28 protein-coding genes are annotated in these 23,705 nt (G+C 61.2%); 21 read left to right on the forward strand and 7 right to left on the reverse strand.

Features of this window, described 5'->3' with window-relative positions:
* Positions 1-27: 27 nt before the first annotated feature.
* Together CSE6_RS12170 and CSE6_RS12175 are read right to left on the reverse strand one after the other, a co-directional pair.
* On the reverse strand, positions 28-342 hold the full coding sequence (locus CSE6_RS12170; RefSeq protein WP_059440662.1) for an IclR family transcriptional regulator: 315 nt from the start codon (positions 340-342) through the stop codon (positions 28-30).
* Positions 339-809 carry a hypothetical protein gene (locus tag CSE6_RS12175; RefSeq protein WP_059440663.1) on the reverse strand — a complete coding sequence of 157 codons (471 nt, stop codon included), beginning with the start codon at positions 807-809 and terminating at the stop codon, positions 339-341. The genes CSE6_RS12170 and CSE6_RS12175 overlap by 4 nt, the downstream gene beginning before the upstream one ends.
* Before the next feature lie 156 nt (positions 810-965).
* Here CSE6_RS12175 and CSE6_RS12180 point away from each other — a divergent pair, with 156 nt between their 5' ends.
* Positions 966-1,211: a hypothetical protein gene (locus CSE6_RS12180; protein ID WP_059440664.1), complete on the forward strand. Its 246-nt coding sequence runs from the start codon at positions 966-968 to the stop codon at positions 1,209-1,211.
* A 96-nt stretch (positions 1,212-1,307) separates the two neighbouring features.
* Here CSE6_RS12180 and CSE6_RS12185 read toward each other — a convergent pair whose 3' ends face one another.
* Positions 1,308-1,559: a DNA-binding protein gene (locus tag CSE6_RS12185; RefSeq protein ID WP_003067232.1), complete on the reverse strand. Its 252-nt coding sequence runs from the start codon at positions 1,557-1,559 to the stop codon at positions 1,308-1,310.
* 62 nt (positions 1,560-1,621) lie between these two features.
* Between CSE6_RS12185 and CSE6_RS12190 the strand changes: the two genes are divergently transcribed.
* The 14 genes from CSE6_RS12190 to CSE6_RS12255 all read left to right on the forward strand — a co-directional run bounded on the left by CSE6_RS12190 (position 1,622) and on the right by CSE6_RS12255 (position 11,685).
* Positions 1,622-2,119 (forward strand): helix-turn-helix domain-containing protein, encoded by a 498-nt coding sequence (locus CSE6_RS12190; RefSeq protein WP_083994726.1) that lies wholly within the window; start codon positions 1,622-1,624, stop codon positions 2,117-2,119.
* Positions 2,120-2,208: 89 nt separating this feature from the next.
* Positions 2,209-2,622 (forward strand): hypothetical protein, encoded by a 414-nt coding sequence (locus CSE6_RS12195; protein ID WP_152668570.1) that lies wholly within the window; start codon positions 2,209-2,211, stop codon positions 2,620-2,622.
* 84 nt (positions 2,623-2,706) lie between these two features.
* Entirely contained in the window at positions 2,707-3,510 is an 804-nt protein-coding gene (locus CSE6_RS12200; RefSeq protein ID WP_152668571.1) for a hypothetical protein, read from the forward strand.
* A 36-nt stretch (positions 3,511-3,546) separates the two neighbouring features.
* Positions 3,547-4,056: a hypothetical protein gene (locus tag CSE6_RS12205; RefSeq protein WP_152668572.1), complete on the forward strand. Its 510-nt coding sequence runs from the start codon at positions 3,547-3,549 to the stop codon at positions 4,054-4,056.
* A gap of 313 nt (positions 4,057-4,369) precedes the next feature.
* Positions 4,370-4,912 (forward strand): lysozyme, encoded by a 543-nt coding sequence (locus CSE6_RS12210; RefSeq protein WP_059440668.1) that lies wholly within the window; start codon positions 4,370-4,372, stop codon positions 4,910-4,912.
* On the forward strand, positions 4,909-5,460 hold the full coding sequence (locus CSE6_RS12215; RefSeq protein WP_059440669.1) for a DUF2514 family protein: 552 nt from the start codon (positions 4,909-4,911) through the stop codon (positions 5,458-5,460). Before CSE6_RS12210 ends, CSE6_RS12215 begins: the two co-directional genes overlap by 4 nt.
* Before the next feature lies 1 nt (position 5,461).
* Entirely contained in the window at positions 5,462-5,800 is a 339-nt protein-coding gene (locus tag CSE6_RS12220) for a hypothetical protein (protein ID WP_059440670.1), read from the forward strand.
* Positions 5,797-6,114 (forward strand): hypothetical protein, encoded by a 318-nt coding sequence (locus tag CSE6_RS12225; protein WP_003067216.1) that lies wholly within the window; start codon positions 5,797-5,799, stop codon positions 6,112-6,114. The genes CSE6_RS12220 and CSE6_RS12225 overlap by 4 nt, the downstream gene beginning before the upstream one ends.
* Positions 6,115-6,117: 3 nt before the next feature.
* Complete coding sequence (locus tag CSE6_RS12230; protein WP_059440671.1) at positions 6,118-6,660, forward strand: DUF3486 family protein; 543 nt, start codon at positions 6,118-6,120, stop codon at positions 6,658-6,660.
* Positions 6,660-6,920 carry a hypothetical protein gene (locus tag CSE6_RS12235; protein WP_059440672.1) on the forward strand — a complete coding sequence of 87 codons (261 nt, stop codon included), beginning with the start codon at positions 6,660-6,662 and terminating at the stop codon, positions 6,918-6,920. Before CSE6_RS12230 ends, CSE6_RS12235 begins: the two co-directional genes overlap by 1 nt.
* Positions 6,917-8,329 (forward strand): terminase large subunit domain-containing protein, encoded by a 1,413-nt coding sequence (locus CSE6_RS12240; RefSeq protein ID WP_059440673.1) that lies wholly within the window; start codon positions 6,917-6,919, stop codon positions 8,327-8,329. Before CSE6_RS12235 ends, CSE6_RS12240 begins: the two co-directional genes overlap by 4 nt.
* Positions 8,322-9,851, forward strand: a complete 1,530-nt coding sequence (locus CSE6_RS12245; protein ID WP_238585689.1) for a DUF935 domain-containing protein — start codon at positions 8,322-8,324, stop codon at positions 9,849-9,851. Before CSE6_RS12240 ends, CSE6_RS12245 begins: the two co-directional genes overlap by 8 nt.
* Positions 9,852-9,859: 8 nt before the next feature.
* Entirely contained in the window at positions 9,860-11,053 is a 1,194-nt protein-coding gene (locus tag CSE6_RS12250; protein WP_083994727.1) for a phage minor head protein, read from the forward strand.
* The gene (locus CSE6_RS12255; protein WP_059440675.1) at positions 11,050-11,685 is read left to right on the forward strand and encodes a phage virion morphogenesis protein; all 636 of its coding nucleotides are present in this window, start codon (positions 11,050-11,052) and stop codon (positions 11,683-11,685) included. Before CSE6_RS12250 ends, CSE6_RS12255 begins: the two co-directional genes overlap by 4 nt.
* A 639-nt stretch (positions 11,686-12,324) precedes the next feature.
* Here CSE6_RS12255 and CSE6_RS12260 read toward each other — a convergent pair.
* Entirely contained in the window at positions 12,325-13,383 is a 1,059-nt protein-coding gene (locus CSE6_RS12260) for a 3-keto-5-aminohexanoate cleavage protein (RefSeq protein ID WP_034356064.1), read from the reverse strand.
* 316 nt (positions 13,384-13,699) lie between these two features.
* The gene (locus tag CSE6_RS12265) at positions 13,700-14,179 is read right to left on the reverse strand and encodes a VOC family protein (RefSeq protein WP_003062636.1); all 480 of its coding nucleotides are present in this window, start codon (positions 14,177-14,179) and stop codon (positions 13,700-13,702) included.
* A 462-nt stretch (positions 14,180-14,641) separates the two neighbouring features.
* On the opposite strand from CSE6_RS12265, the gene CSE6_RS12270 reads away from it, so the two are divergent.
* The 4 genes from CSE6_RS12270 (at position 14,642) to CSE6_RS12285 (ending at position 20,108) form a co-directional block, all read left to right on the forward strand.
* Positions 14,642-15,250: a (2Fe-2S)-binding protein gene (locus tag CSE6_RS12270; RefSeq protein ID WP_012839568.1), complete on the forward strand. Its 609-nt coding sequence runs from the start codon at positions 14,642-14,644 to the stop codon at positions 15,248-15,250.
* 2 nt (positions 15,251-15,252) lie between these two features.
* Positions 15,253-17,547 carry a xanthine dehydrogenase family protein molybdopterin-binding subunit gene (locus CSE6_RS12275; RefSeq protein WP_059440677.1) on the forward strand — a complete coding sequence of 765 codons (2,295 nt, stop codon included), beginning with the start codon at positions 15,253-15,255 and terminating at the stop codon, positions 17,545-17,547.
* Between the two features lie 23 nt (positions 17,548-17,570).
* Complete coding sequence (locus tag CSE6_RS12280; RefSeq protein ID WP_059440678.1) at positions 17,571-18,866, forward strand: cytochrome c; 1,296 nt, start codon at positions 17,571-17,573, stop codon at positions 18,864-18,866.
* A gap of 168 nt (positions 18,867-19,034) precedes the next feature.
* Positions 19,035-20,108 carry an XdhC family protein gene (locus tag CSE6_RS12285; RefSeq protein ID WP_059440679.1) on the forward strand — a complete coding sequence of 358 codons (1,074 nt, stop codon included), beginning with the start codon at positions 19,035-19,037 and terminating at the stop codon, positions 20,106-20,108.
* A gap of 11 nt (positions 20,109-20,119) precedes the next feature.
* Here the strand turns inward: CSE6_RS12285 and CSE6_RS12290 are convergent, their stop codons facing one another.
* On the reverse strand, positions 20,120-20,848 hold the full coding sequence (locus CSE6_RS12290) for an aspartate/glutamate racemase family protein (RefSeq protein WP_059440680.1): 729 nt from the start codon (positions 20,846-20,848) through the stop codon (positions 20,120-20,122).
* 57 nt (positions 20,849-20,905) lie between these two features.
* Between CSE6_RS12290 and CSE6_RS12295 the strand changes: the two genes are divergently transcribed.
* Both CSE6_RS12295 and CSE6_RS12300 read left to right on the forward strand, forming a co-directional pair.
* Positions 20,906-21,706 carry an AraC family transcriptional regulator gene (locus tag CSE6_RS12295; RefSeq protein WP_059440681.1) on the forward strand — a complete coding sequence of 267 codons (801 nt, stop codon included), beginning with the start codon at positions 20,906-20,908 and terminating at the stop codon, positions 21,704-21,706.
* Between the two features lie 118 nt (positions 21,707-21,824).
* The gene (locus CSE6_RS12300; RefSeq protein ID WP_059440682.1) at positions 21,825-22,862 is read left to right on the forward strand and encodes a DNA/RNA non-specific endonuclease; all 1,038 of its coding nucleotides are present in this window, start codon (positions 21,825-21,827) and stop codon (positions 22,860-22,862) included.
* Positions 22,863-23,203: 341 nt separating this feature from the next.
* Here CSE6_RS12300 and CSE6_RS12305 read toward each other — a convergent pair whose 3' ends face one another.
* On the reverse strand, positions 23,204-23,560 hold the full coding sequence (locus CSE6_RS12305) for a DsrE/DsrF/TusD sulfur relay family protein (RefSeq protein WP_059440683.1): 357 nt from the start codon (positions 23,558-23,560) through the stop codon (positions 23,204-23,206).
* Between the last annotated feature and the right edge of the window lie 145 nt (positions 23,561-23,705).

Genomic DNA, 23,705 nt, shown 5'->3' on the forward strand with positions numbered 1-23,705 from the left:
AGTTTTCCTTTCGGGGTTGCGTTGAAATCAGTTGAGAGGGACGGCGTAGCGCTGGGTCAGGTCATCCAGCTGGCGCTTGGCCTGGTTGAGGTTGGTGCTGACGGTGATTGCGATGCGCACAAACTGCACGCCCAGGCGCCAGCGGTTGGTGCCCTGCACCAGCTCCACAAAGCCGTCCTCGGCCAATGCAGGCAGATTGAGAGAAACCCAGCTGGGTGACACGTCGATGCCCTTGGCAATCTCGCCAGGGCTCAGGCCCAGCAGTTCATGACCGGCCAGCAGGCGATAGAGGGCATTGGCTTTGCGGATGGAGCCCGCCAGGGCTTTACTGCTGGTGCTCATGCTTCAAAGTCCAGCTCAGGAGTGGCATGCTGGGCCACATTGGCGTGGTGCCAAGCAGCTGCTTCCAGATGGCGCTGCAGTGCAGCCAGCGTGTCTTGCGCTGATGCCTTGCCCTGGTGGAAGTCACCCAGCATCTGCAATGCCTTGGCGAAGCCGGTGTTGAACTCGACCAGGTCGGAATCAGACGCCTTGCGGCCCTTGGGGCGGTCAATGACCAGCTTGCCCGCATTAGTGGCCAGCCAGGTACTGACAAAGTGGTTGCCGCAGGCCATTTCCAGGGTGGGTATCAGGATGGCTGGCAAACGGCCCGTGGACAGGTACTTGTAATGGCTGTCCAGCGAGATACCCATGCGGTCTGCGATACGGCTTTGGGACAGGCCAGCATCCTTGTCCATGGCGTATTCAGTGCAGCCGCGAAGAGCATCGGTCAGGCTGTTAAAGCGCTCTTTTTTCCAGTTGCGGCGCATCACAGAGCTCCTGTCTGCGGCATTTCCAGAGGCCGCGATGTTTTAGAAGAAGTGGGTTGGCAGGGGCATCCAAACAAATAGCCCTCTGGAAACAGTGAAAAACACTGATGCACTGGCAAAGTTGAGCCATCGATCACAGGGCACGGGAGGTGCAACATGGAATCAGCAGGCTTGGATGAATTGGCAGGACGCATCGATGGCGTGGCGCAGGCCGTGCTCAGGCTGACGGCACAGCTAGAGATGGACGGCTTCATGCTTGGCCCTCGACTAACGCAGGCCTGGCGTGAGGCAAGACCTGAGCACTTGGCGTTGGGCGTGCAGTTGCAGGCATCGCGCAAGGTGCTGTTGCAGATGGCTGAACAACTGGACGCAGCGCGTGAAAACCGTCTGGTGTGCCAATGACGGGCACATTCACGGGAAAACCATGTGTGTCAATTTGGACGGTTTGAGAGCCCGTCAAATTTGTTACATTGATGGTCGGAGTAGGCATGGCAGGCCTCAAGCAGCGGCGCTCAGGTTGAACGCAGTCACATTGGCGGGGCGGGAAACCATCCCATCCTTGAGCTTCAGCTCAACGGCGATGTTGTGGCTTTCACCACGCAGGCATTTGCGCTTGGGGTTGCGCTCATCGTCATTGATGATGTCGCTGACCAAAACGGGGCTATAGCCACGTTGACGGGCCCAGCCAGTGATAGACCAGCCACGGCTGGCGAATTCTTCACGGATCTGGGCTCTGGTTTTGAGTGCCATGTCGGGCTCCTAGTTTGTTGGCATCTGTTGGCGCAGATGCCGGTTGCGTTGAACTTGTTGGAATGAATTATGAGACCAATAAATCTCTTTATCAAGAGGTTTTTGTGACCTTTTCATCACTTTTCGGCTCTCGCCTCAAGGAGGTGAGAAAAACTGCTGGCTGGAATCAAGCGCAAGCTGCTGATATTTCTGGGGTTTCCCGCGAATACTGGGGACGTTGCGAGCGTGGCGACTCTGTACCGGGTGGTGAGGTCTTGGCTGCTCTTGCGGCTCAAGGTGTAGATGTGCACTACGTCTTGACGGGGGAACGAGCAAACTCCACCCCCGCAGACCCCGCAGAACAAGTACTGCTCGATAGCTATCGCCGCTGCAAGCCCGATGCCAAGGCCAATCTGATTCAGACGGCCGCGCTTTTGTCAGCAGGCCTTGCACCTGCTGCATCGCCTAAAAGCTCGGCGAAGTCCGTGCCAAGCTCTGTGAAGGTGGGTAACTTGACCAGCAACCACGATGGTGTTGTTCAAGTGGGATATGCCGGTGGCAAGGTTTCTGTCAAAAAATAGGAAAGTGCGCTCAGTAGATGTGGGAGATGATTCTGAGATGGATGGGTTGGACTAGGCCTGCGAAGCAGAACGTTGTAGAGATCCCTAGCATGGTGAGCACCTCTGCGGCCGAGGCCCCGACGGAAGCAGTGACGCCTTCCCTTTTTGAGGTGGATGGCGGAAGCAATAACTTGCAGGTGGGGTATGCAGGCGGAAACGTGGTTAGCCGTGTCAGCCACCACCAACACACGCATACGCATGTGACTGTGATCCATGCGCCTCAAGCCCCAGCAAATGAACCTCAAGTGCGCAAGCCCAGTTCTGCTGAGCAATCTGCAACATTGCGTCGCTTGGATCAGTTGCGCGACCGTATTGCCATCCTTGATTTCATGGAGAGGCGGTTTGATACGCGAATGGTGATCAACCTCAAGTCAGAACAGCTCAATTTGCTGAATATGTATCTGGACACGGTCATGGAAGACCCGCGAAATTTGAAGAACCCAAGAGCTGGGCGTGCGGCATAAAGGTGCACCACGACAAACACCACTGCTGAGGATTAGGTGCATTGAACAACTCAGCGGAAATTACGATTCTGTTAAGAGGCAACCATGAGCACAGGAAGAGGTTTGGGGAACAACGCCGCAGGTCGGCTGTACACTTTTTTCACTGAACTCAGAAATAGCTTGGCCTCTTATAAGGAGGCTCAGAAGGCATGGGCCCAAACACTAAAGCTCTCTAGTGAGGAACAGGGTGTTGCTGGTTACCGCATAGCTGAGGCAATCGTTGCATGTGATCGTGAATTGAACTTGATCACCGCAGCATTGAGAGATGGCAATTACGCCGACAACTTAACAAGCCCATACCTTCATACGCTACGCAACGCCTTGAACATCAATCTGGTTCAAGGGAGCAGTAGTCAAACCAATCAATATTTGCGAGAAGAGGTGCTCTTGTCTCTTCGTTGGGCTTCTGTCGTTTTGCCAGATGAAGATCATCAAGCGACAGCTGAGTCCATGGCCGAGTTGAAGGCGCTAGTCGCAGAGCTTGAGGCCGCACTTAAGAGCCAAGGCATTCCACCGCACTTCAGACAGTACGCAAAGGGACTGTTGGACAGTCTTCGTACCGCCATGACTATGTGGCCGATTCAAGGCGAAGCCCCGTTAAGAAATGCCGTTCGCAAAGCGGTTGCGGACGCACAGTTTGAAGAAGAGGTTCTGAAAGCTGAGCTTGATGAGATGGGTGACCATCCTGAGGTAGAGACACTGCGGGAAAAAATAGGCTCGACCATCAAGAAGGCCGCAACCATCACTGGGGACATAGAGAAGCTCTCTAAAGGCTATGGCTATCTACTCGACAAAGGTCGTGAGTTTGGGCAAATCATTGCAGATAGCATTTCGTCCCTTGGTCAGTAGTAAGAGCGGTGAAGTGCTCAACTCCAGGAAAAGCCAATGCACAAAAAATTCATTTCGACGTTTGCCAGCGCTCTTTTCTTCGCAGCAGTCGCCGGCTGTGCCGCCAATAGTCCGGTACGCACTTGGAAGCCATCTCGCGCTGATGCGGCCCCTGCCGATCAAGCAATTGCGCGCTGCGAGTATGAGACGACCTCTGCGACACAAACACCCGATTACACAGTGGCATCAATATGGCGTGGCGTTGACCAAAAGCAGCGGCGTTTTGATCTGATGGTGCTTTGTATGCGAGTGCAGGGCTATGAGGCTTCCACCGTTTCTGAGGGTATTGGTCCACAGTCAGAAGCAACCTGGAAGCAGCTTGAAAGAGACTGGGAAGACGCTCGCGCTGAACGAATTCAAGCACGAGAGATGCTGCTGGCAAATCCAAAGGGCACAAATTCCGAATATCTCCGCCAGCGAATTCAACAGCTCAATACCGAAGTACGTAATCTTGAGATCAAGTTGAGCTACAACTTGTCCCCTCCAGTCGACCCCAATGTGGATTGATCGACGCGTGCACGACAAGGGGCCGCAATGCTGTTTTTGCTTCATCAAATGAAGCTCCCGTTTCCAGTAGCAGATCGCACTGGACTCGAATTGCCTGCAGGAGCGGCACCTGGATCGCTTGCGCGGCATTGAACGCTGTTGCATGCATTCTGGAGATGAGGTCGTTGGTGATCATGGGGTCATGATGCGCCTGGGCTGAATCGGCAATAAGTAAAGCGCTTTACTCAACTCAAGGTCGACCTGCGCGGCATCCTGCCGTGCATGACTTACCCAACCAAGGCCAGCAAGAGCCCTCCCGGCGCAAGGGGGGCTTATGGCGATTGATAGCGCTCGAATTGGAATCGTTGCCCTGGTGCTGTCTGCCACCGGGTTGACCTACATAGCCCAGCGCGAGGGCTATGTCGAAAAAGCCTACCCAGACCCAGTGCATGGCACCAAGGTTCCGACAGTAGGCTTTGGCACGACCCAGGGTGTGAAGATGGGCGACACCATGGCTCCGGTGCGTGCCCTGGTGCGCTTGCGTGCCGATGCCTCGGAATACGAACTGGCCATCAAACGCTGCCTGGCCGTGCCCATGCACCAGCGAGAGTTTGATGCCTTTGTGGGCCTGGCCTACAACACAGGGGCGGCCGCTGTGTGCTGGAACAACGAACGCAATGGGCCCAGCACCATTGCCCGCCGTCTGCAGGCCGGCGACTACCCAGGCGCCTGCGAGGCCATCTTGCTCTATGACCGCGCCGGGCCGGTAAACAAACCCCAGGACCGCTGCAGCCATCCAGACAACCGCACTTGCCGGGGCGTTTGGACGGACCGCAAGGCTCTTCGCGCGATGTGCCTTGGGGAGTCCATGCCATGAAAGCCGCGCTCATTGTGATTGCAACGCTTGCCGCAGTGCTTGGCCTGCGTGCCTGGAATGGCCATCTAGTCGCCCAAGGCGACGCCCAGGGTGCCGCACGCGTGCAGCAGGCCTGGGACCAGGCCGAAGAAAAACGCAAGGTCACGGAGTCCCAGCAACGCGCAAAGGCCGAACTCGCGCAGCGCGAGACCGAGACGGCCAAACAAAAGGAAACCGAAAGGATCGCCCATGAACAAGCCCAACGTGAGCAGGCTGCGCGCACTGCTTTGGACACTGCCGCTGCTCGCAATCGCAGCCTGCTCACCACTATCGCCCAGCTCAACGCCAACGCAGCCGCTGCAAAGCTGTCCGGCACCGGCCCGCAATCCTGCTCCGCCAGCGACATTGATGGAGCTACCGCCGCCCGCACAGCACTCGGAGAGTGCAGCAGCCGATACACAGCGCTGGGAGGCGTTGCTGACCGGCTCTCAGGTCAAGTGACCGGCCTGCAGGACTATGTGCGCTCGGTCACCAAGCAAGGCCAGGCAGGAGGCACTGATGGTTTTTGAGATGACGCTGACCAATGTGCTGACGGTCATGAGCCTGTTTTGCATGGCCATGTGGGCGATCTTGAAAGCCATTGCGGTGCAGGCGCAGAGGCGCTCGGACGAGAAGTTTGACCAGTTGCAAAAGTCACTGATTGACCTGACCAGGGCTGTCAGCAAGGAGTCTGAACAGATCCGCTCTCTTGAGCTCTCGCAGTTGCGGTTCCAGGCCGAGGTGGCTAGGGACTATGTGCGCCGGGATGACTTTGTCCAAGTGATCGCCACGATCAATACCCGTATCGATAACTTTGCGCTGCGCATTGAGGCCGCAGTGCGCAATCTCCCCGGAGGGAAAAACCAATGAACTACCAGCCAGCCATTCTGAAGGCTCGCCGTGAAGCCATTCGCTGGCACCTGCTGTCGGCCATCAATGTGTCGCGTCCCGTGGGTATCTATACCGAGGCATTGCTGCCCATCATCCAGTCGGTGTATCCCGATGCCACGCACCAAGAGGTGCGCCGCGAGCTGGACTATCTGGAAGAGCGCGAGCTGTGCAAGATCCAACGCGACCCCATCGACCGCTGGTTTGTGGAACTGAACCGCTGCGGCATCGACTACGTGGAATACACCATCGACGCGCAGCCAGGCATTGCTCGCCCCACGATCACGCAGGGCTGACCTATGCCACCCCGTAGCAAAGTGCACTCTCTTCCGGCTGAACTCAAGGAGTGGCTGGATAACGAGCTGATGGCCCGTGGCTTCAGCGACTACGAGCAACTGGCTGCGGACCTGAAGGCCCGCGGCGCCGATGTGTCTCGCTCGTCCCTGCAGCGCTATGGTTCGCCCTTCGAGAAAAAACTGGCCCAGTTGAAGCTGGCCGGCGAGCAGGCCCGAGCCTTGGTGGATGCCGCACCGGATGAGGAAGACAAGCTCGGTGCGGCCGTCATTCGCATGACCCAGGAGAAGATTTTCAACCTGCTGATGGAGCTGGACATCAACCCCGAGGAAGTGGATGTCAACAAGCTCTTCAAGAATGCAGCCGAGATCGGCAAAGCCAGTGTGTCGCAGAAGCGCTTCAGCATGGAAGCGCGTGCGGCCATCAAGGAGGAGGCCCGCCGTGAGCTGCTGGAGGAGCAGAAGGCCCAACTGGATGCCCTGGGCAACAAGGGTGGCGTGACACCCGAGACACGCCTGGCCATCCGCGAAGCATTGGGGATTCGGTGATGAGCCTGCTCAATCCTGTTCCCTCTGCTGAGCTGGGCACCAAGTACACCCATTACGGCTGGTTTCTTGGCCTGGTGCCGGTGTACCTGGCTGATGTTGACTCTGATGCACCTGTGGTGGTGGAGCGCAATTGGGTGCCTGAGTGGTACTCCTGGGCCGTTGAAGCGCTGTTCGGGCTGTTCTGCTGGGCGGCATCGCTGGTGATTCCAAATTTTGAGCCGATGTTTTCGATGCTGGTGACTGGGGAGATCAAGCAATGATTCTCAAGGGCCGCGCCAAATGCATTCCCAATGATCGGGACGCCATCTTTCTGCCCTTTCAGTCACGCTGGATCAAGGATGAATCCCGCTTGAAGCTGATGGAGAAGTCTCGCCAGATTGGCATCAGCTGGTCCACGGCCTATGCGGCCGATGAACGGGCTGCAGCTGTAGGTGCTCGGCACGATGAATGGGTCAGTAGCCGTGACGACATCCAGGCACGCCTGTTCATTGAGGATTGCAAGCTGTGGGCCGGCATCATGAATATGGCCGCCAAGGACCTGGGCGAGGTGGTGCTGGATGCTGAGAAGAAGCTCAGCGCCTATGTGCTGCAGTTCGCCAGTGGGCGCCGCATTCACAGTATGTCCAGCAACCCAGATGCCCAGGCTGGCAAGCGCGGCAGCCGTATCTTGGACGAGTTCGCGCTGCATGCGGATCAGCGCAAGCTGTGGGCCATTGCCTATCCCGGTATCACCTGGGGCGGCAACATGGAGCTGATCAGCACTCATCGGGGCTCGCACAGCTTTTTTAACTCTCTGGTGCGCGAAGCCCGGCATGGAGGCAACCCAAAGCGGATCAGCCTGCACCGGGTCACCCTGCAGGATGCACTGGAGCAAGGCTTTTTGTTCAAGCTGCAGCAGTCTCTACCTGCAGACGCCGAGCAGCAGGCCATGGACGAAGCCGATTACTTCGATTTCGTGAAGAACGGCGCGGCCGACGCTGAATCGTTTGACCAGGAATACATGTGCATACCGGCCGACGATGACAGCAAGTTCCTGGAATACGGCCTGATCACGGCCTGCGAGTACCTTGGCGGCACGGACTGGAAGCGCGGTCTGCAGGGACCATTCCAGGGCCGTTTGTTCTGCGGCGTCGATATCGGGCGAAAAAAGGACTTGACCGTGCTGTGGGTGGTCGAGCAGCTGGGCGATGTGTTCTACACGCGTCATGTCGAGACCATGGAGAAGATGCGCAAGAGCGACCAGGAAAAGATCCTGTGGCCATGGTTCGCTATCTGCGACCGTGTCTGTATCGACTCCACTGGTCTAGGTATCGGCTGGACCGACGATGCTCAGGACAAGTTTGGTGAGCACCGCATTGAGGGCGTGAGCTTCACCGGCCAGGTCAAAGAAGCACTGGCCTATCCGCTCAAAGGCGCGATGGAGGATCGAAAGATCCGCATACCAGAAGACCCAAAGATTCGGGCCGATCTGCGCAAGGTGCAGAAGGTCACCACGTCAGCAGGAAACATTCGATTCGTGGCGGAAAGCACGCCCGATGGTCACGCCGACCGATTCTGGGCTTTGGCGCTGGCCTTGCACGCGGGCAATTCACCTGCAGCACCTTTTGAATACACCAGCAGCGGTCCGCTGGCGGGCACTCAAGAAATGAACGGATTTATGTATGGTTAAACGTATCGGTCGCAGGGGATCCCGCCCAACACCTGACGTGAACAACTATGTGACACGGCAGGAGCTGGAAACTGAGATCGCCAACCGTCTGGTGGACCCTTTTGAGTCTAGTTACCTTGGTGTTCTGCGCACCAATGACCCGCTGCTGCTGGAGCGTGGTCAGGGCAGTATCGAGATTTACCGCGACCTGAAGCGTGACGGCAAGGTGTTCTCTTCCCTGCAAAAGCGCCAGTTGGCTCTGGTTGGCTATGACTGGACCGTGACGCCCATTACATCGTCCACCAAGGCCGATGATGATGCCCGCACGATGCACGACATTCTGGATGGCTGCGGCTTTGACAATCTTTGCAAGCAGCTGATGGATGCGTTGCTCACCGGCATGGAGGTCTGCGAGATCATGTGGACCGTGTCGGATGGCATGTGGGTGCCCAAGCGCTTTGCGCAGCGGGCTCAACGGCGCTTTACCTACATTCAGGACACAGCCGAGCGCCCCCCAGAGCTGCGGATGCTGACGCGGGAAGACATGCTGCGCGGCCGTGCTCTCCCAGAGCGCAAATTCATCGTGCATCGGGTCAATCCGCAAGACGACAACCCTTACGGCATGGGGTTGGGTCTGCAGACTTACTGGCCGGTGTTTTTCAAACGAGCCGGTATCGTGGCCTGGAACAAGCGCTTGGCGCGTTCGGGCTCTCCTGTGCCATGGGGCAAATACCCGAACAATGCAGGGCCCGCTGACAAGGGCACGCTGTTCTCTGCCTTGCGAGCTTTGAGCAGCGATGGCGTGCTGATGACACCCCAAGGGATGGACATCACACTGCTGGAGTCGAAGATGGCATCCAGCGGCAGCATCAGCTCAGAACGGGAACTAGCTGAATACATGGATGACTGGATTGCCGCAGTCTGGACGGGAGAAGCACCACATGGCAAGGGCGGTGGCGCAGTGGCTGCAGCGGCCAAGGAGCGTGAATCCGTGCGCCTGGGCCTGACCAAGGGCGACAGCGACCTGCTGACCGAGACCTTGAAGGAGCAGCTGCTCGATCACATCTGCTATTTCAACGGTCTGGAGCCGTGCAAGGTATACCGCCAGGTGAAGGCTGACGAGGACACGAAGGCACAGTCGGAAACCGACAAAAACGTGGCCGGTCTTGGTTTCGAGCCGTCAGAGGTCTACATCCAGGAACGCTACGGCGACGGCTGGACCAAGAAGGAGACTACTCCCCCTGCAGCTCGACCTGTGCCAGGGGCCGGCCCTGCGAGTCCTAGCTTTGCCGAAGCAAGTGGCATTCAGGGCCAGGATGCCATCGACCAGGCGCTGGCATCCATTGACGATGCAGAGCTGCAGGACGCCATGCGCGGCCTGCTGGAGCCGCTGTTTGAAGCCATTGAGGCCACCGATAACTTTGAGGACGCTCTGGCCGTAGTGCAGAAGGCTTTTCCGAAGATGGACAGTGCCAAGCTGCAGTCGCTGGTGGCCTCGGCGATCTTTGGCGGCCAGGCTTACGGCCGCACCGTCGAGGCATAGGAGACGCCATGGCGACCATTGCTGCTAATCTAAAGTTGCAACCAGCCGAGGCAACGGAGTACTTCCGGGGCAAGGGGCTGCAGGTGACCTGGTCTTGGACAGACATGACGCGTGAGGCGCACGCTGCTGCGTTCACTGTGGCCAAGGCGACAACGCTGGATGTGCTGTCCGCAATTCGCACCGAGGTGGACAAAGCTATTGGCGAGGGGCAGACCTTTGAGGCCTTCAAGAAGGCTTTACGCCCCAAACTGCAGGATCTGGGCTGGTGGGGGCGGCAGGAAGTACTGGACGGCGAGACTGGCGAGCTGACTACGGCCCAGCTGGGCAGCAACCGGCGCCTGCGCACCATCTTCCAGACCAATGTGCAAACCGCCTATATGGCCGGCCGCTACAAGCGCTACCTGGCCGACGTGGAAAACAGGCCGTACTGGCGTTATGTGGCCATCCTGGACGGCCGCACGCGGCCCGCCCATCGCGCACTGCATGGCAAGGTCTGGCGTTGGGATGACCCGATCTGGCAGGTAATCTGGCCGCCCAATGGCTGGGGATGCCGGTGTCGTGTCCAGGCACTGACAGAAGCCGAGTTCCGGGCGCTTGGTGTGGCTCTTGAAGATGGTAGCCAAGCCATCAGCACGATCCGAGTGCCAGTTAACAAAGATGGCGACACGATGGACGTGCAAGTCGTGCGCTACATGGACGAGCGTGGCCAGCCGCGTACATTCCGGCCAGATCCGGGCTGGGACTACAACCCAGGCGTGGCATCTCAAGCCAATCTGGACCGAGTCATGACCGGAAAGCTGGAACAGGCGGCGCCAGCCATCAGCCAGGCTACTGTGCGTGACATGGCGGGCCAGCCGCAGTTTGGTCAGTGGCTGCAGGCCCCCACAGGCAACTGGCCGCTGGTTTCGGTGCCGCCCGCAGATGCGCAGTCTATTGGTGCAGCGTCTCGCATTGGCACGGTCGCCGGTGCTGTGGTGCGGGCAGCAGGGGCGGCCTCGGTGGACTACGCAGGCGCGCAGTTGGTGATAGAGCAAGGGATTCTGGTGCGCAGCGCCGGGCAGCTCATATATGTACTGCGCCAGGGCGAGACGGTTTCGATAGTTCGGGCCCAGGCTTCTGGCGACAGCCTGGCGGTGGTCAGTGTGGAACGGCTCACCTTGGAGCAGGCCATGGCGGACGCCGATATCGCGGCAGCGCTATGAGTGGTCTGATCGACATCATCATTGATATCGGCGATGCCGTTCGCCGTCTGGATCGCGCGGCCGCGATCCTGGACAACCCAACGGACCTTTACCGGGGCATCGCGCAAAGCCTGGAGAGCGTGACAGAGGGAAATTTTGCGGCCCAAGGTCGCCCTCACTGGGCGCCACTGGCCAAATCAACTCTCAAGGAGCGCACGAGCCGCAACAAAGGTAGCTCCACCATGATGATCCTGCAGGACTCTGGCATCCTGGCGGCCAGTGTCAGCTCATCCTATGGTGCTGACTTCGCATTGATTGGCGCAGGCGGCGCGGCATCGGACTATGCTGCTATCCAGCAGTTTGGCGGGGAGATCAAGCGTGCGGCCTATTCGACCAAGGTGAGGCTGCGCACGGATGCCAAGGGTAACCTCTTGCGCCAGGCCAGCAATCCCAACCTGGCGGTCTTCGCCCGTGACAGTCACAAACGGGCTCGGGAGAGTTGGCACGAGGTCGGGGAGTACAGCATCAAGATCCCAGCTCGGCCATATCTGCCATTCAGTGGCCCACCCGACGCTCCTATACTTCAACCCGAGGCCGAGACCTCAATCATGGATGCGGTGGACCGATTCCTACGGGGTGCGTTCGGTCAGTGACTGAGTTTTGCAGTGCAAAAGAGTTTTTAAGTCTTTGAACCCGGATAGACCGACCTCAACCCGGAAAAACTCACTTTATCGCGCCGCCCACTCTTTCTTTATCTCACTCCCATTCAGCCTGACCAGGCCCCGCCTTGCGCCAATCGCGCCCTGAGGCCGATGACAGAGCGCAGGCCCGGGAGGGCGACAGCACTGCAAGATACAGAGATACAGCCTGCCATTGCTGTAAGCCATGGCACGCGCGAGCCTGACGAGCCTGAATATGACAATGGTGGTCCTCGTCAACCGCGCCTGCAGCATCTCTGCTCGGCGAGCCTCTGGCGAGCACTGCAGCGTGCGGTGTGGGGCGCGCGGCGTGCGCATTACGGACCTCCCGCTCCTCCCGCGCCTTGACAGCTGCGAGCTGGCCAGAGGCCTGCTCAAGACCATCCATCCGCAGCCGCCGGCCCAGACGCCTTCACCAGGCCTGTCTCAGGCCCGGCACCAGCCTTTCCAGAGCCATTTTTCCGGGCCTGCCCGAAATCATCCGGGCATGAAAAAGGCCTCCATCGCGGAGGCCGTTTTTGCGCATGTCGGTTCAGCAGAGACCGCTTGCAGGCGAAGCCGTGATCGGCTTGCCTGCAAGCCTGTCCCGGAAGATCAGGAGGTCTTCCTGAGGAAACCCTGGTTGGCGCCGGGCCGGTTGGGCGCAAAGCCGTTGGCGGCCAGGCTTTCCTCCACGCTGTCGTAGAACACGCCGATCTTGCTGATCTCGCGCGCCTCCTTGGCGGTGGCGACAGGACGACCGAATTCGCGCGAGATGCGCACCAGCTGCTCGATCTGCGAGACGGTGCTGGCCTTCTCGGTACGCGTCTGGTTCCACAGGCAGTCTTCGGTGCCGCAGCGCACATGCAGACCGGCGGCAATGCCCCACATGTTCACGGGCAGCACGTTGCGCACATTGCTTTCCACGGTCAGCACGGCCCCATCGGGCACGGCGCGCACAAAGTTGGCCAGGCTGTACAGGCTGGGCGTGTCCATGCCGCCAGCGATCGCCACCCAGTTCATGACCAGCGGGCCCATGTAGAAGCCGCGGCGCATCAGGCGCTCCACCGACTCGAAGCTGTTCAGGTTGTAGCACTGGAAGGCGCTCTGGATGCCGGCCTTGGTCAGGCGGCGCACATGCTCCTCCACCCAGCCCGGCTGGGCGGGCACGGTCATTTCCTTGTAGGCATTGAACAGCGTGGGATTGGCGCGCGAGGTACCGGCAAAGTCCGCGTCTTCGGCCTGATCGGTCACGTTCATCTGCGAGGTGTTCACCGTCACGGTCACCTGATCGGGCACCGGGTCCAGATCGGCCAGCATGTGGCGGGTGTCGTCGGAAAGCCATTTGGCCGCCTGGCCTTCGTCTTCGGGAGCAAAGCTGATGGAGCCGCCGACCTGGATGATCATCTCGGGAACGGCCTTGCGCACGCCGGAGATCAGCTCGTTGAACTTGGACAGGCGCTTGCTGCCCTTGCCGTCAAGCTCGCGCACATGCAGGTGCAGCACCGTGGCGCCCGCGTTGTAGCAGTCCACGGCTTTCTGGATCTGCGCCTCCATGGTGACGGGGATGTCTTCGGGGAAGTCCGAAGGCAGCCAGCCCGGAGCATAGGGCGCCGCAGTAATGATCAGGGGTTGCTGGTTTTCGGGGAACAGATGGCCGTCGAGGAAGTTCATGACATGTCTCCAAGTGAATGCGGGCTTCGACGGACAGCCATGGCCGCGGCTTGCCCGCCCTGTGCAATGCCGCCAGGCATTCAAAAGGCATGGGCAACACCGGCCGGCAGGCACCGAATCGTCGAAATTGAAAGCAATTTCACTGTAGGAGAGCTGTCTGCAAAGCGTTTGCCCTAGGACGCTCAAAGCTTGGCAAAGTGCGCCAGAGCACGCGGGCGCTCCGATGCGCCCTTGCGCCGAACCGGACCGTCGCAGCTGTGCCGCGACGATGAATGCAGCCTGCCAGCCTGTCGCTGCTCCTATCGCAGCCGGCTGCCTAACCGCGCCATGCGGCCTCGATGGCGGCGATATCGATCTTCCTCATCTCCATCATGGCTTCAAAAGCCCGCCTGGCCGCCGCGCGATCCGGGTCGGCAATGGCCGTGGTCAGCACACGGGGCGTGATCTGCCATGACAGCCCCCAGCGGTCCTTGCACCAGCCGCACTGGCTTTCCTGACCGCCGTTGCCGACGATGGCGTTCCACAGGCGATCCGTTTCCTCCTGGTCGTCCGTCGCGACCTGAAACGAAAACGCCTCGTTGTGCTTGAAGACAGGGCCGCCGTTCAGGCCCAGGCAGGGAATGCCCATGACCGTAAATTCGACCGTCAGAACATCACCCTGCTTGCCGGAGGGGTAGTCGCCCGGTGCGTGGTGAACCGCGCCCACGGCGCTATCGGGAAAGGTCTGGGCGTAGAACCTGGCGGCTTCCAGGGCCTCGCCTTCGTACCAGAGACAAATCGTGTTTTTGCTGACCATCTTGGCTCTCCTGAACAGGGACTGATGAATGTCTGCAAACCCGCAGACCGCAAAACCCTCTCGTCGATGCGCCGGTGCGCCAGTGCGTCGATGCGCCGATGCGCCGATGCGCCGATGCATTGGAGGCTTTCGGCGTCTGTGCATTGAAGCCGCATTTCTCCCGCGCTTCAATCCCCATATCAGGAGCGCAGGGTCATCCCCTGCCAAACAGCCTGGCTGTCCGGCTCTCGCCACGGCTGCGGCCCGGACGGTTTCCGGTGCGCTCGGGGCCGCATGCGGAACCACGGCCCTGGGGCCGCACAACGGAACTCTGAAACCGCCGCTCGGCACCGGTCGGCTTACCCCATCGCTGGCGCACACCAGAGCAATCAAATCTGCTTTAGATCAAGCCAATGCACTTTATTTTTGTCTAGTCATATAATTGACTACACATATATAAGACTGACACTTGAAACCTACGTCATGAAATTCACTCTGAACGGCCAGGAAGTGGACGCGCAAAGCGCCGCTGCCGACACACCTCTTTTGTATGTGCTGCGCAATGACATGCAGCTCAACGGCCCCAAGTTCGGCTGCGGCCTGGGCGAATGCGGAGCCTGCGCCGTGCTGATCGACGGCAAGGTGGCTCGCTCCTGCTCCGTCCCCCTGAAGGCCGTCGACGGCAAGAAAGTCACCACGCTGGAAGGCCTGTCGCCCGACGCCAGCAAGGCCGCCAGCGCGCAGGCCCTGCAGGACCGCGCCGTGCTCGATGTCAGCGCCGCCGAGACAAAGGCGCCAGCCACCGCACGCACCTACACCCTGCATGTGGTGCAGCAAGCCTTTGTCGATGCACAGGCTGCGCAGTGCGGCTATTGCACCAACGGAATGATCATGGCGCTGGTCGCCCTGTTCAACCAGCAGCCCAAGGCCAGCGACGAAGAAATCAGGCATGCCCTGTCCGGCCATCTGTGCCGCTGCGGCACCCATGTGGAAATCATGCAGGCCGCCGCGCGCGCCCGTGAGCTGATTGCCAAGGGCCACAGCCCGGCCCTCCCCGCCGCCGGCGCATCCACCACCGCAAAGGCTGCCTGATCATGAAATTCTTCACCAAAGACAATCACGCTCAACTGACCCGTCGCCAGCTGCTCAAGGCCGGCGGCATGCTGATGGTCGGCTCTGTAGCAGGTGGCCATCTGCTGATGGCCCAGACCGCCCCCGAAGCGGCTGCCAAGGGCGCTTTCCCCATTCCCTCGGCCAAGCTGGTGGACAGCTTCATCGCGATTGGCGCCGACGGCTCCGTCACGGCCTACAACGGCCACGTGGACCTGGGCACGGGCGTGCGCACGGCTCTGGGCCAGTTGGTGGCCGACGAGCTGTATGTGGACTTTGCCGCCGTGACCATGGTGCTGGGCCATACCGCCCGCACCCCGGATCTGGGCCCCACCATTGCCAGCAACACCATCCAGGTGTCGTCCCTGCCCATGCGCCATGCCGCAGCGCAGGTGCGCCAGCTGCTGATCAAGCTGGCCAGCGAAAAATCCGGTGTTCCCGCCGAGCGCATCACCACCCAGAAAGGCTTTGTCATCGCCGGCGGCAAGCGCTACGGCTATGGCGAGCTGGTTCAGGGCCAGGATCTGCAGATCGAGGTCGACGACAAGATCGAGCTGCGCAAGTCCGGCTTCAAGTACATCGGCAAATCGGTGCAGCGCGTGGACATCCCCAACAAGGTGCTGGGCGCGCTGACCTATATCCACGACCTGCGCGTGCCCGGCATGCTGCACGGCCGCGTGATCCGTCCTCCATACACCGGCGCCGATGCCACGGCGCCGCTGGGCTCCAGCCTGGTGTCGGTGGACGAGAAGTCCATCGCCCATCTGCCCGGCATCGTCAAGGTCGTGGTCAAGGGCGACTTCGTGGGCGTGGTGGCCGAGCGTGAAGAGCAGGCCATCGCTGCCATGCGCCAGCTCAAGGTCACCTGGAAGGAATGGAGCGGCCTGCCCGATATGTCGCTGAGCGGCCTGCATCAGACCCTGGTGGACCACGCCAAGACCGACCGCGTGCTGCAGGAAGACGAAGGCGCGCTGCAGGCCATTGAGCAGGTCAAGACTGCGCTGACCCGCGACTATGTCTGGCCCTATCACGCTCATGGCTCCATCGGCCCGTCCTGCGCGATTGCCGAAGTGGGTAACGGCCAGATCCAGGTCTGGACCGGCTCGCAAAACCCTCACGACGTGTGCAAGGACATTGCCAAGCTCATGGACGTGAATGCCGACAACATCAACGTCACCCGTCTCGAAGCCTCCGGCTGCTACGGCCGCAACTGCGCCGACGACGTCTGCTCGGATGCGGTGCTGATGTCTGCCGCCGTGGGCAAGCCCGTGCGCGTGCAGCTGATGCGTGAGCAGGAAGCCGGCTGGGAGCCCAAGGGCACGAGCCAGCTGATTCGCGTGCGCGGCGGCCTGGATGAGCAAAACAATGTGGCCGCCTACGAGCTGCGCACCTGCTACCCCTCGAACAACGCCTCGGCGCTGGCATTGATTCTGACGGGCAAGGTGTCCGCCAAGATCGAGGCTCAGCAAATGGGCGACCGCACTGCCATTCCGCAGTACGAATACCCCAAGATGCGCGTGATCTCCCAGGACGCCGTGCCCATCGTGCGCGCCTCGTGGATGCGCGGCGTCTCGGCCCTGCCCAATGTGTTCGCCCATGAGTCCTGGATCGACGAATGCGCCTACCTGGCCAAGGCCGACCCTATCGAGTACCGCCTGCGCTATCTCAAGGACCCGCGTGCCGTGGCGCTGATTGCCGAAGCCAAGAAGCAGTGCAACTGGCAGGAAGGCCCGGCGCGCCGCAATGCGGCTGCTGAAGATCAGCGCCTGGTCAAGGGTCGCGGCTTTGCCTATGCCCGCTACTTCCACAGCAAGTTCCCCGGCTATGGTGCGGCCTGGGCGACCTGGGTGGTCGACGTGACCGTGGACCGCGAAACCGGCGAAGTCAAGGTCGACAAGGTCTTTGTCGCCCAGGACACCGGCGCCATGGTCAACCCCGCAGGCGTGCGTCATCAGGTGCACGGCAACGTGGTGCAGTCCACCAGTCGCGTGCTCAAGGAGTTCGTCACCTTCGACAAGAGTGGCGTCACCTCCGTGGAATGGGGCGGCTACCCCATCCTGCGCTTTGACGAGCTGCCCGAGATCGACTCGCTGCTGGTCGAGCGCCCCAACGAGGCCCCCATGGGCGCCGGTGAATCGGCCTCCGTGCCCAGCGCCGCCGCCGTGGCCAACGCCATCTTCGACGCCACCGGTGTGCGCCTGCTGGAAGTGCCGTTCACGCCCAGCCGCGTGCTGGCCGCGCTCAAGGCAGCCAAGAGCGGCGCCGTCTCGTCCAAGTGACTCCACCGATAAAGAACATAGATATGCGAACGTTCCAAAAGATTCTGGCGGGCGGTGCGGCTGTAGTGGTCGTGCTGGCTGCCGCCGGCCTGGCGCTCACCCACCAGGGCGAGATTGCGCCCCAGTCAGCCATTCCCGCTGCCGACTTCACGCCCCAGCAGATTGCCAAGGGCAAGCTGCTGGCCGCCATGGGCGACTGCGCCGTCTGCCACACTGCTCCCAACGGCAAGACCAACGCGGGCGGTCTGGCCATGCCCAGCCCCTTTGGCACCATCTACACCAGCAACATCACGCCCGATCTGCAGACCGGCATCGGCAGCTGGAGCTATGAAGCCTTCGAGCGCGCCATGCGCCACGGCGTGGACCGCGAAGGCCAGTACCTCTACCCTGCCTTCCCCTACACGGCCTTCAGCCGCGTGACGGATGAGGACATGAAGGCCTTGTACGCCTTTCTGATGAGCGAGCCTGCCGTGGAGAACGAGGCGCCCAAGACCGCGCTGAACTTCCCCTACAACGTGCGCCGCGGCATTGCGGCCTGGAACTGGCTCTACCTCAAGCCCGGCGTCGTCAAGGACGATGAAAAGCAGGCTCCCGAGTGGAATCGCGGTGCCTACCTGGTCGAAGGCCTGGGTCACTGCAGCGCCTGCCACACACCGCGCAACGGCCTGGCCGCCGAGAAAACGGGTGAGTTCCACCTGAGCGGCGGCAGCGCCGAAGGCTGGGATGCTCCCGCTTTGACGGACAAGACTGCCTCGCCCCTGCCCTGGACCAAGCAGGATCTGGTCGACTATATGAAGACCGGCTTCTCGGCCCGTCACAGTGTGGCAGCAGGCCCCATGGCTCCCGTGGCCCACGGCCTGTCGCAGCAAAGCGATGCCGACCTCGACGCCATTGCCACCTATCTGATGAGCTACCGCAAGGCCGACGCCGCCCCCGGCGATGCCAAGGCACTCATCGAAGAGAAGACCGCCAAGCCCAAACTGGCACTCGATGCCGAAGGCTATCGCCTGTACCAGGGCGCCTGCATGGCCTGCCACAAGGCAGACCCTTCGGGCAGCAGCTTCGGCGTGCGTCCCCAGCTGGCCCTGAGCACCAGCCTGCACTCCGCATCGCCCGACAACGCCATCATGGCCGTGCTCGAAGGCGTGCAACATCCGGCCCATGCCGACCTCGGCACCATGCCGGCCTTCCGCCATGCGCTCAGCGATGCACAGATCGCCACCCTGCTCAACACCATGCGTGCCCAGTACGGCGTGGACGAGTGGAAGGACCTGCCTGCCAAGGTAGGCCAGCTGCGCAAGCAGACCCAGGCGCATTGACAGCAGGCGCTGCCAAAGCGCTGCACAGCTCTGCACAAGCCGGCCTTCCCTGTCCTTCAGGCCTCGGAAGGCCTTTTTGCGCGTGATCATTTACGGGTAGCGCCGCTACCCGGTGTCCGCCTGATGCTTCAAAATTGCAGCGAGCGAGAGAAACAGAGAAAGCAAGCAATGGACAATATCGACGTCTTGGTACTCAAGGCACTGCGTGACTGGCGCTCGGCCGGCCAGCACGCCTTGCTGGCCACCGTGGTGCGCACCTGGGGCTCGTCCCCACGCCCCGTGGGCTCCATGATGGCCTTGCGCGAGGACGGTCGCGCCATTGGCTCGGTATCGGGCGGCTGCATCGAAGACGATTTGATAGCTCGCCACACCAAGGCCCTGAACCAGAACCTGGGAATTCCCGACGGCCCGCCGCAGCTGGTGCGCTATGGCGTGAGTGCCGACGAAGCCCACCGCTTCGGCCTGCCCTGCGGCGGCACGCTGGAGCTGCTGCTGGAATTCAACCCCGATGCGGCCAGCCTGCAGCAACTGGTGGCCGAGCTTGAAGCAGGATCACTGGTGAAACGCAGCGTCGACTGCCGCAGCGGCGAAGTCCGCCTGCAGACGGCCGAGCACCCCGACGCGCTGGAGTTTGACGGCCAGCAACTCGTCAATCACCTCGGCCCCGGCTACCGCATGCTGCTGATAGGCGCAGGCGCCCTGGCCGAATACCTGGCCACCATGGCCTTGTTCAACGGCTTCACGGTCACCGTCTGCGACCCGCGCGAGGAATATATGGGCAGCTGGTCGGTGGCCCAGGTCAACACCGTCACCGACATGCCGGACGATGCGGTCACAGCCTTCAAGCCCGATGCGCGCAGCTGCATCGTCGCCCTCACCCATGACCCCAAGCTCGACGACCTGGCCCTGCTCGAAGCCCTGCACAGCCCGGCCTTCTATGTGGGCGCCATCGGCTCGCGCCGCAACAACCACTCCAGGCGCGAGCGCATGATGGAACACTTTGGCGAGACCGAAGCCTCGCTGGCCAGGCTGCGCGGCCCCATCGGCCTCTATATCGGCAGCAAGACTCCGGCAGAGATCGCGGTGAGCGTGATGGCCGAGATTCTGGCCGTGAAAAACGCCGTGCCGCTGCCGCAGGCCATGTCGGTGGAAGTAGCCAAGCACGAGCATGACATCGCCATGAACGAGGCCAGCACGCATTGCGCCATTCCGGAAATCCTCCAGCCGGGCTCGGCGCGCTGATATCCGGCGGTTCAGGCCTGTAGCGCAAAATCCACGGCCGCTGCGGCGTGCAAGGCCGTGGTGTCCATCACCGGCAGTACGCTGTCTGCGGGCTTGATGAGCAAGCCGATTTCCGTGCATCCCAGCACCACGGCCTGCGCCCCGCAGGCCGCCAATGACTCGATGGCACGCTGATAGAGCTTGCGCGACACATCGCTGATCTGCCCCGCGCAAAGCTCCTCATAGATGATGCGATGCACCTGCGTGCGCTCGGCTTCGCCTGGCACCAGCACCTTCAGGCCGAACTGCTGCTCCAGCCTCTCGCGCATGAACGGCTGCTCCATGGTGAAGCGCGTACCCAGCAGCCCCAGCACCTGCACACCGGCTGCGCGCGCGGCCGCACCGACCGGGTCGGCTATGTGCAAAAACGGGATCGACACGGCTGCTGCCACCTGATCCGCCACCTTGTGCATGGTGTTGGTGCAAAGCAGCACACAGTCGGCGCCGCCGGCTTGCAGACGCCGGGCGGCATCGGCCAGCAGCGCTGCCGCATCATGCCAGCGGCCTTCATGCTGGGCCTGCTCGACAGGGCCGAAGTCCACGCTGTACATCAGCAGCCTGGCCGAGCGCAACGCACCCAGACGCTCCCGGACACCTTGGTTGATCAGGCGGTAGTACTCGGCGCTGGATTCCCAGCTCATGCCGCCGATCAGGCCTATGACGCGTTGCGGCCCGGTGCTTGTTTGCAGGTTTTGATTCATGAGCGGCAGTGTGATGCCGGCCGGCCGCCATCGTCTATCATGAAATTTCAGCAAGCCATGAAGACCCACCTGATTCAGCCTTCGGCAACCGATACGCCAGCGGTACAGATCCATTTGCTCGGCCGCGCGCCCTACAGCAGCCGCGACCCGGTGCGCATGCATGCGCTGGGCATTGCGCTGCAAAGACAGCAAGGCGTTCACGCCATTGCCTCCGACAGACGCGTGGACTTCGACACCTGGCCCGGCACCCTGAGCTATACGCCGCCGGGCGTCGAGGTATTTTCCGAGTCGGCCACCGGCGGCGAATACCTGGTGCTGCGCCATGGCGTCCATGAGACTGACGCTCCCAGGCCATCGCAGCGCGTCACACGACACGGTCAGCGCGCAGCCTTGCAGATAGCGCAGCATCTGCGCCTGCTGCTGCTCAGCCCCTGTCCGGACGCTCTGGCCATCGAGCAGGCTGCGCTGCGCTTCATGGCCTGCCAGGAGGGCAGCGCCTGCGGGGCCGACGCGCGCCCCGGCTCTGGCTATGCGCGCGTGCTGGACCGCATTGCCGCCGAGTTCGAGCGGCCGCTGAGCATTGCCGATCTGTCCGCCATGGTGGGCATCAGCCCCTTGCGCTTTCTGCGTGAGTTCACACGGCTCACGGGCATGACGCCGCATGCCTGGATCATGGAGACCCGGCTGCAGGCGGCCCGCGCCATGATGCAGGACGCCGAACTACCCCTCCCGCAAATCGCGCTGGAATGCGGCTTCAACCACCAGTCGCATATGGGCCATGTGTTTCGCAAACACCTGGGCCTGACGCCAGGCCAGTACCGACAACATCACGGTCTGAAGCACGCAGACTGCCCCTGAATCGCCGGCCTCTGGGCCTATGGTTCACATACGGTTTCATTGCCGGACACACAAAGTGCGGCCTGCGGCCCGCACCTCGCTTCAAGCAGCATTCAAGCGGCGTACCATTGCCGCCTGAATGACGACCGCCAAGAAAAAGAAAACGCCTGCGCGCAAGCGCGGCCAAGCTTCCAGGACTGCTGGCAACAGCCTCTCCCGCATCAGGCGCTTTGCCCTGTCTGCGGGCGCTGCGGCACTGGCCAGCTTCCAGATTGCCAGCTGCAGCTTCAATCCCAGCGTCTCCGCCGAGAGACTGCTGGGCCAGGCGCTGGCAGCCCTGCATATTCCCGCACTCGATGCGCTCAGCCAGACCCTGCAGGCCTTTCGCAAGAACGGCTGGCCGGATCTGGATGATCTGCGTTCCGGTTCCGGTTCCGGCTCCGGCGCCCACACGCCCAGCGTGGGCGGCAAAGTGGACAAGGCCGATGTCACGGCCACAGCCCTGCCCACGCACTTTGCCCGCTGCCCCCAGTTCTTTCCCGGCGGCAAGGCCCCGGCCCTGCAGCTTCAACCCCGTGAGCGCGAGCTGTGCTTTTCGGGTTTTGCCGTGCTGCACAACGGCAGCACCAAGACCCCGGTGTTTGTGGCCGAGCGCCTGAATCGCCAGATGCTGCAGCAGGCCCAGGGCTTGCAGCGCAGCGACAAGTTCTATGCCGACGCCCGCCTGCCGCGCGCCGAGCGCTCCGAGCTTGACGACTACAAACGCTCCGGGTTCTCACGCGGCCATATGGCCCCTGCTGCCGACATGAGCACGCCCGAGGCCATGGCCCAGAGCTTCAGCCTCGCGAACATGGTGCCGCAGAACCAGGTGCATAACGCGGGTGCCTGGAGCCAGGTGGAACAGGCCACGCGCAAATATGCGCTGCGCGCCCGGGGCGATGTCTTTGTCTTCACCGGCCCTGTCTTCAACAAAAACGCCTCCACCATCGGTGAGAGCAAGGTGGCAGTGCCTGACTACCTCTTCAAGCTTGTTTATGACGCCAGCACCGGCAAGAGCTGGGTGTACTGGCAGGCCAATAGTGCCGATACCCGCATGGGCCCGCCCATCAGCTACGAGGAATTCACGCGCCGCACCGGCATGCCGCTGCTGTCGGCCGTGAGTCTGCCTCATGCATAAAAATGAGCTGACTGCGCAAGCCATATATTGTTCTCAACAGAATTTCATATGGAAACCAATGAATGACGTTCGCAAATAGCTAATTTTTTAATAGCAAACCAGACCCACAAAGACTCTGCGGATTCAAGCCTGCCCGCCCTCCAGCTTGAGCATCACATCCGACAGCAGCGGGGCCTTCTGGCGGGTGCGCTCATTGGCCATGCCGGTGAAACCACACTTTGAATGCATGGACATCCAAGATGCTTCGGTGAGTGCAGAGCCGCACCCCAGGACAGCTGCTGCCCCAGCCTTCAATACCGCAACCATGCGGGCGATATTGAACGTTGGTGCGAGCTTCTTTCTTAGAAGGTGATGACCTTGTCGGCCGCCAGCGTCCAGTCGACCAGTTCAGGCAGAGTACCGATTTCCACGCCGGCAATCAGTGTCAGCTCGGCCAGGCCTCGCGCCAGCGCGCAGGTGCGACACAACCTGACGCTCACGCCCTCGGCAACCAGATGCTCGACCATGGCTTGCAGACCGCTGCCCGCGCCATCGTGCTGATTGGGTAGGCCGACCACGGTGGCGTCGGACATCAAAAAGACTTTCACCTCAGGCCTGGAATCATGGCCGCGCAAGGCCGTCGCCACGCGCAGCGCCGACAGGCAGCGCTCGCTGCCATAGGGCGCGGCGTGAACGATGATGATAATTTTTTGTGTCATGGCGAAATCTCAAACAATGATGCAAGGCACAGCGCCTAAAACTGGCACAACCCAACAAGGGGACAGCAAGCCAGCGCCGCCGCGCAGCGAGGCTGTCGTCCCCCTCCGCGAAGCAGAGAGGGGGAAGGCGCGCAGCGCCTCAGGG

Source organism: Comamonas sp. E6 (assembly GCF_001010305.1).
GTDB lineage: Bacteria > Pseudomonadota > Gammaproteobacteria > Burkholderiales > Burkholderiaceae_C > Comamonas > Comamonas thiooxydans.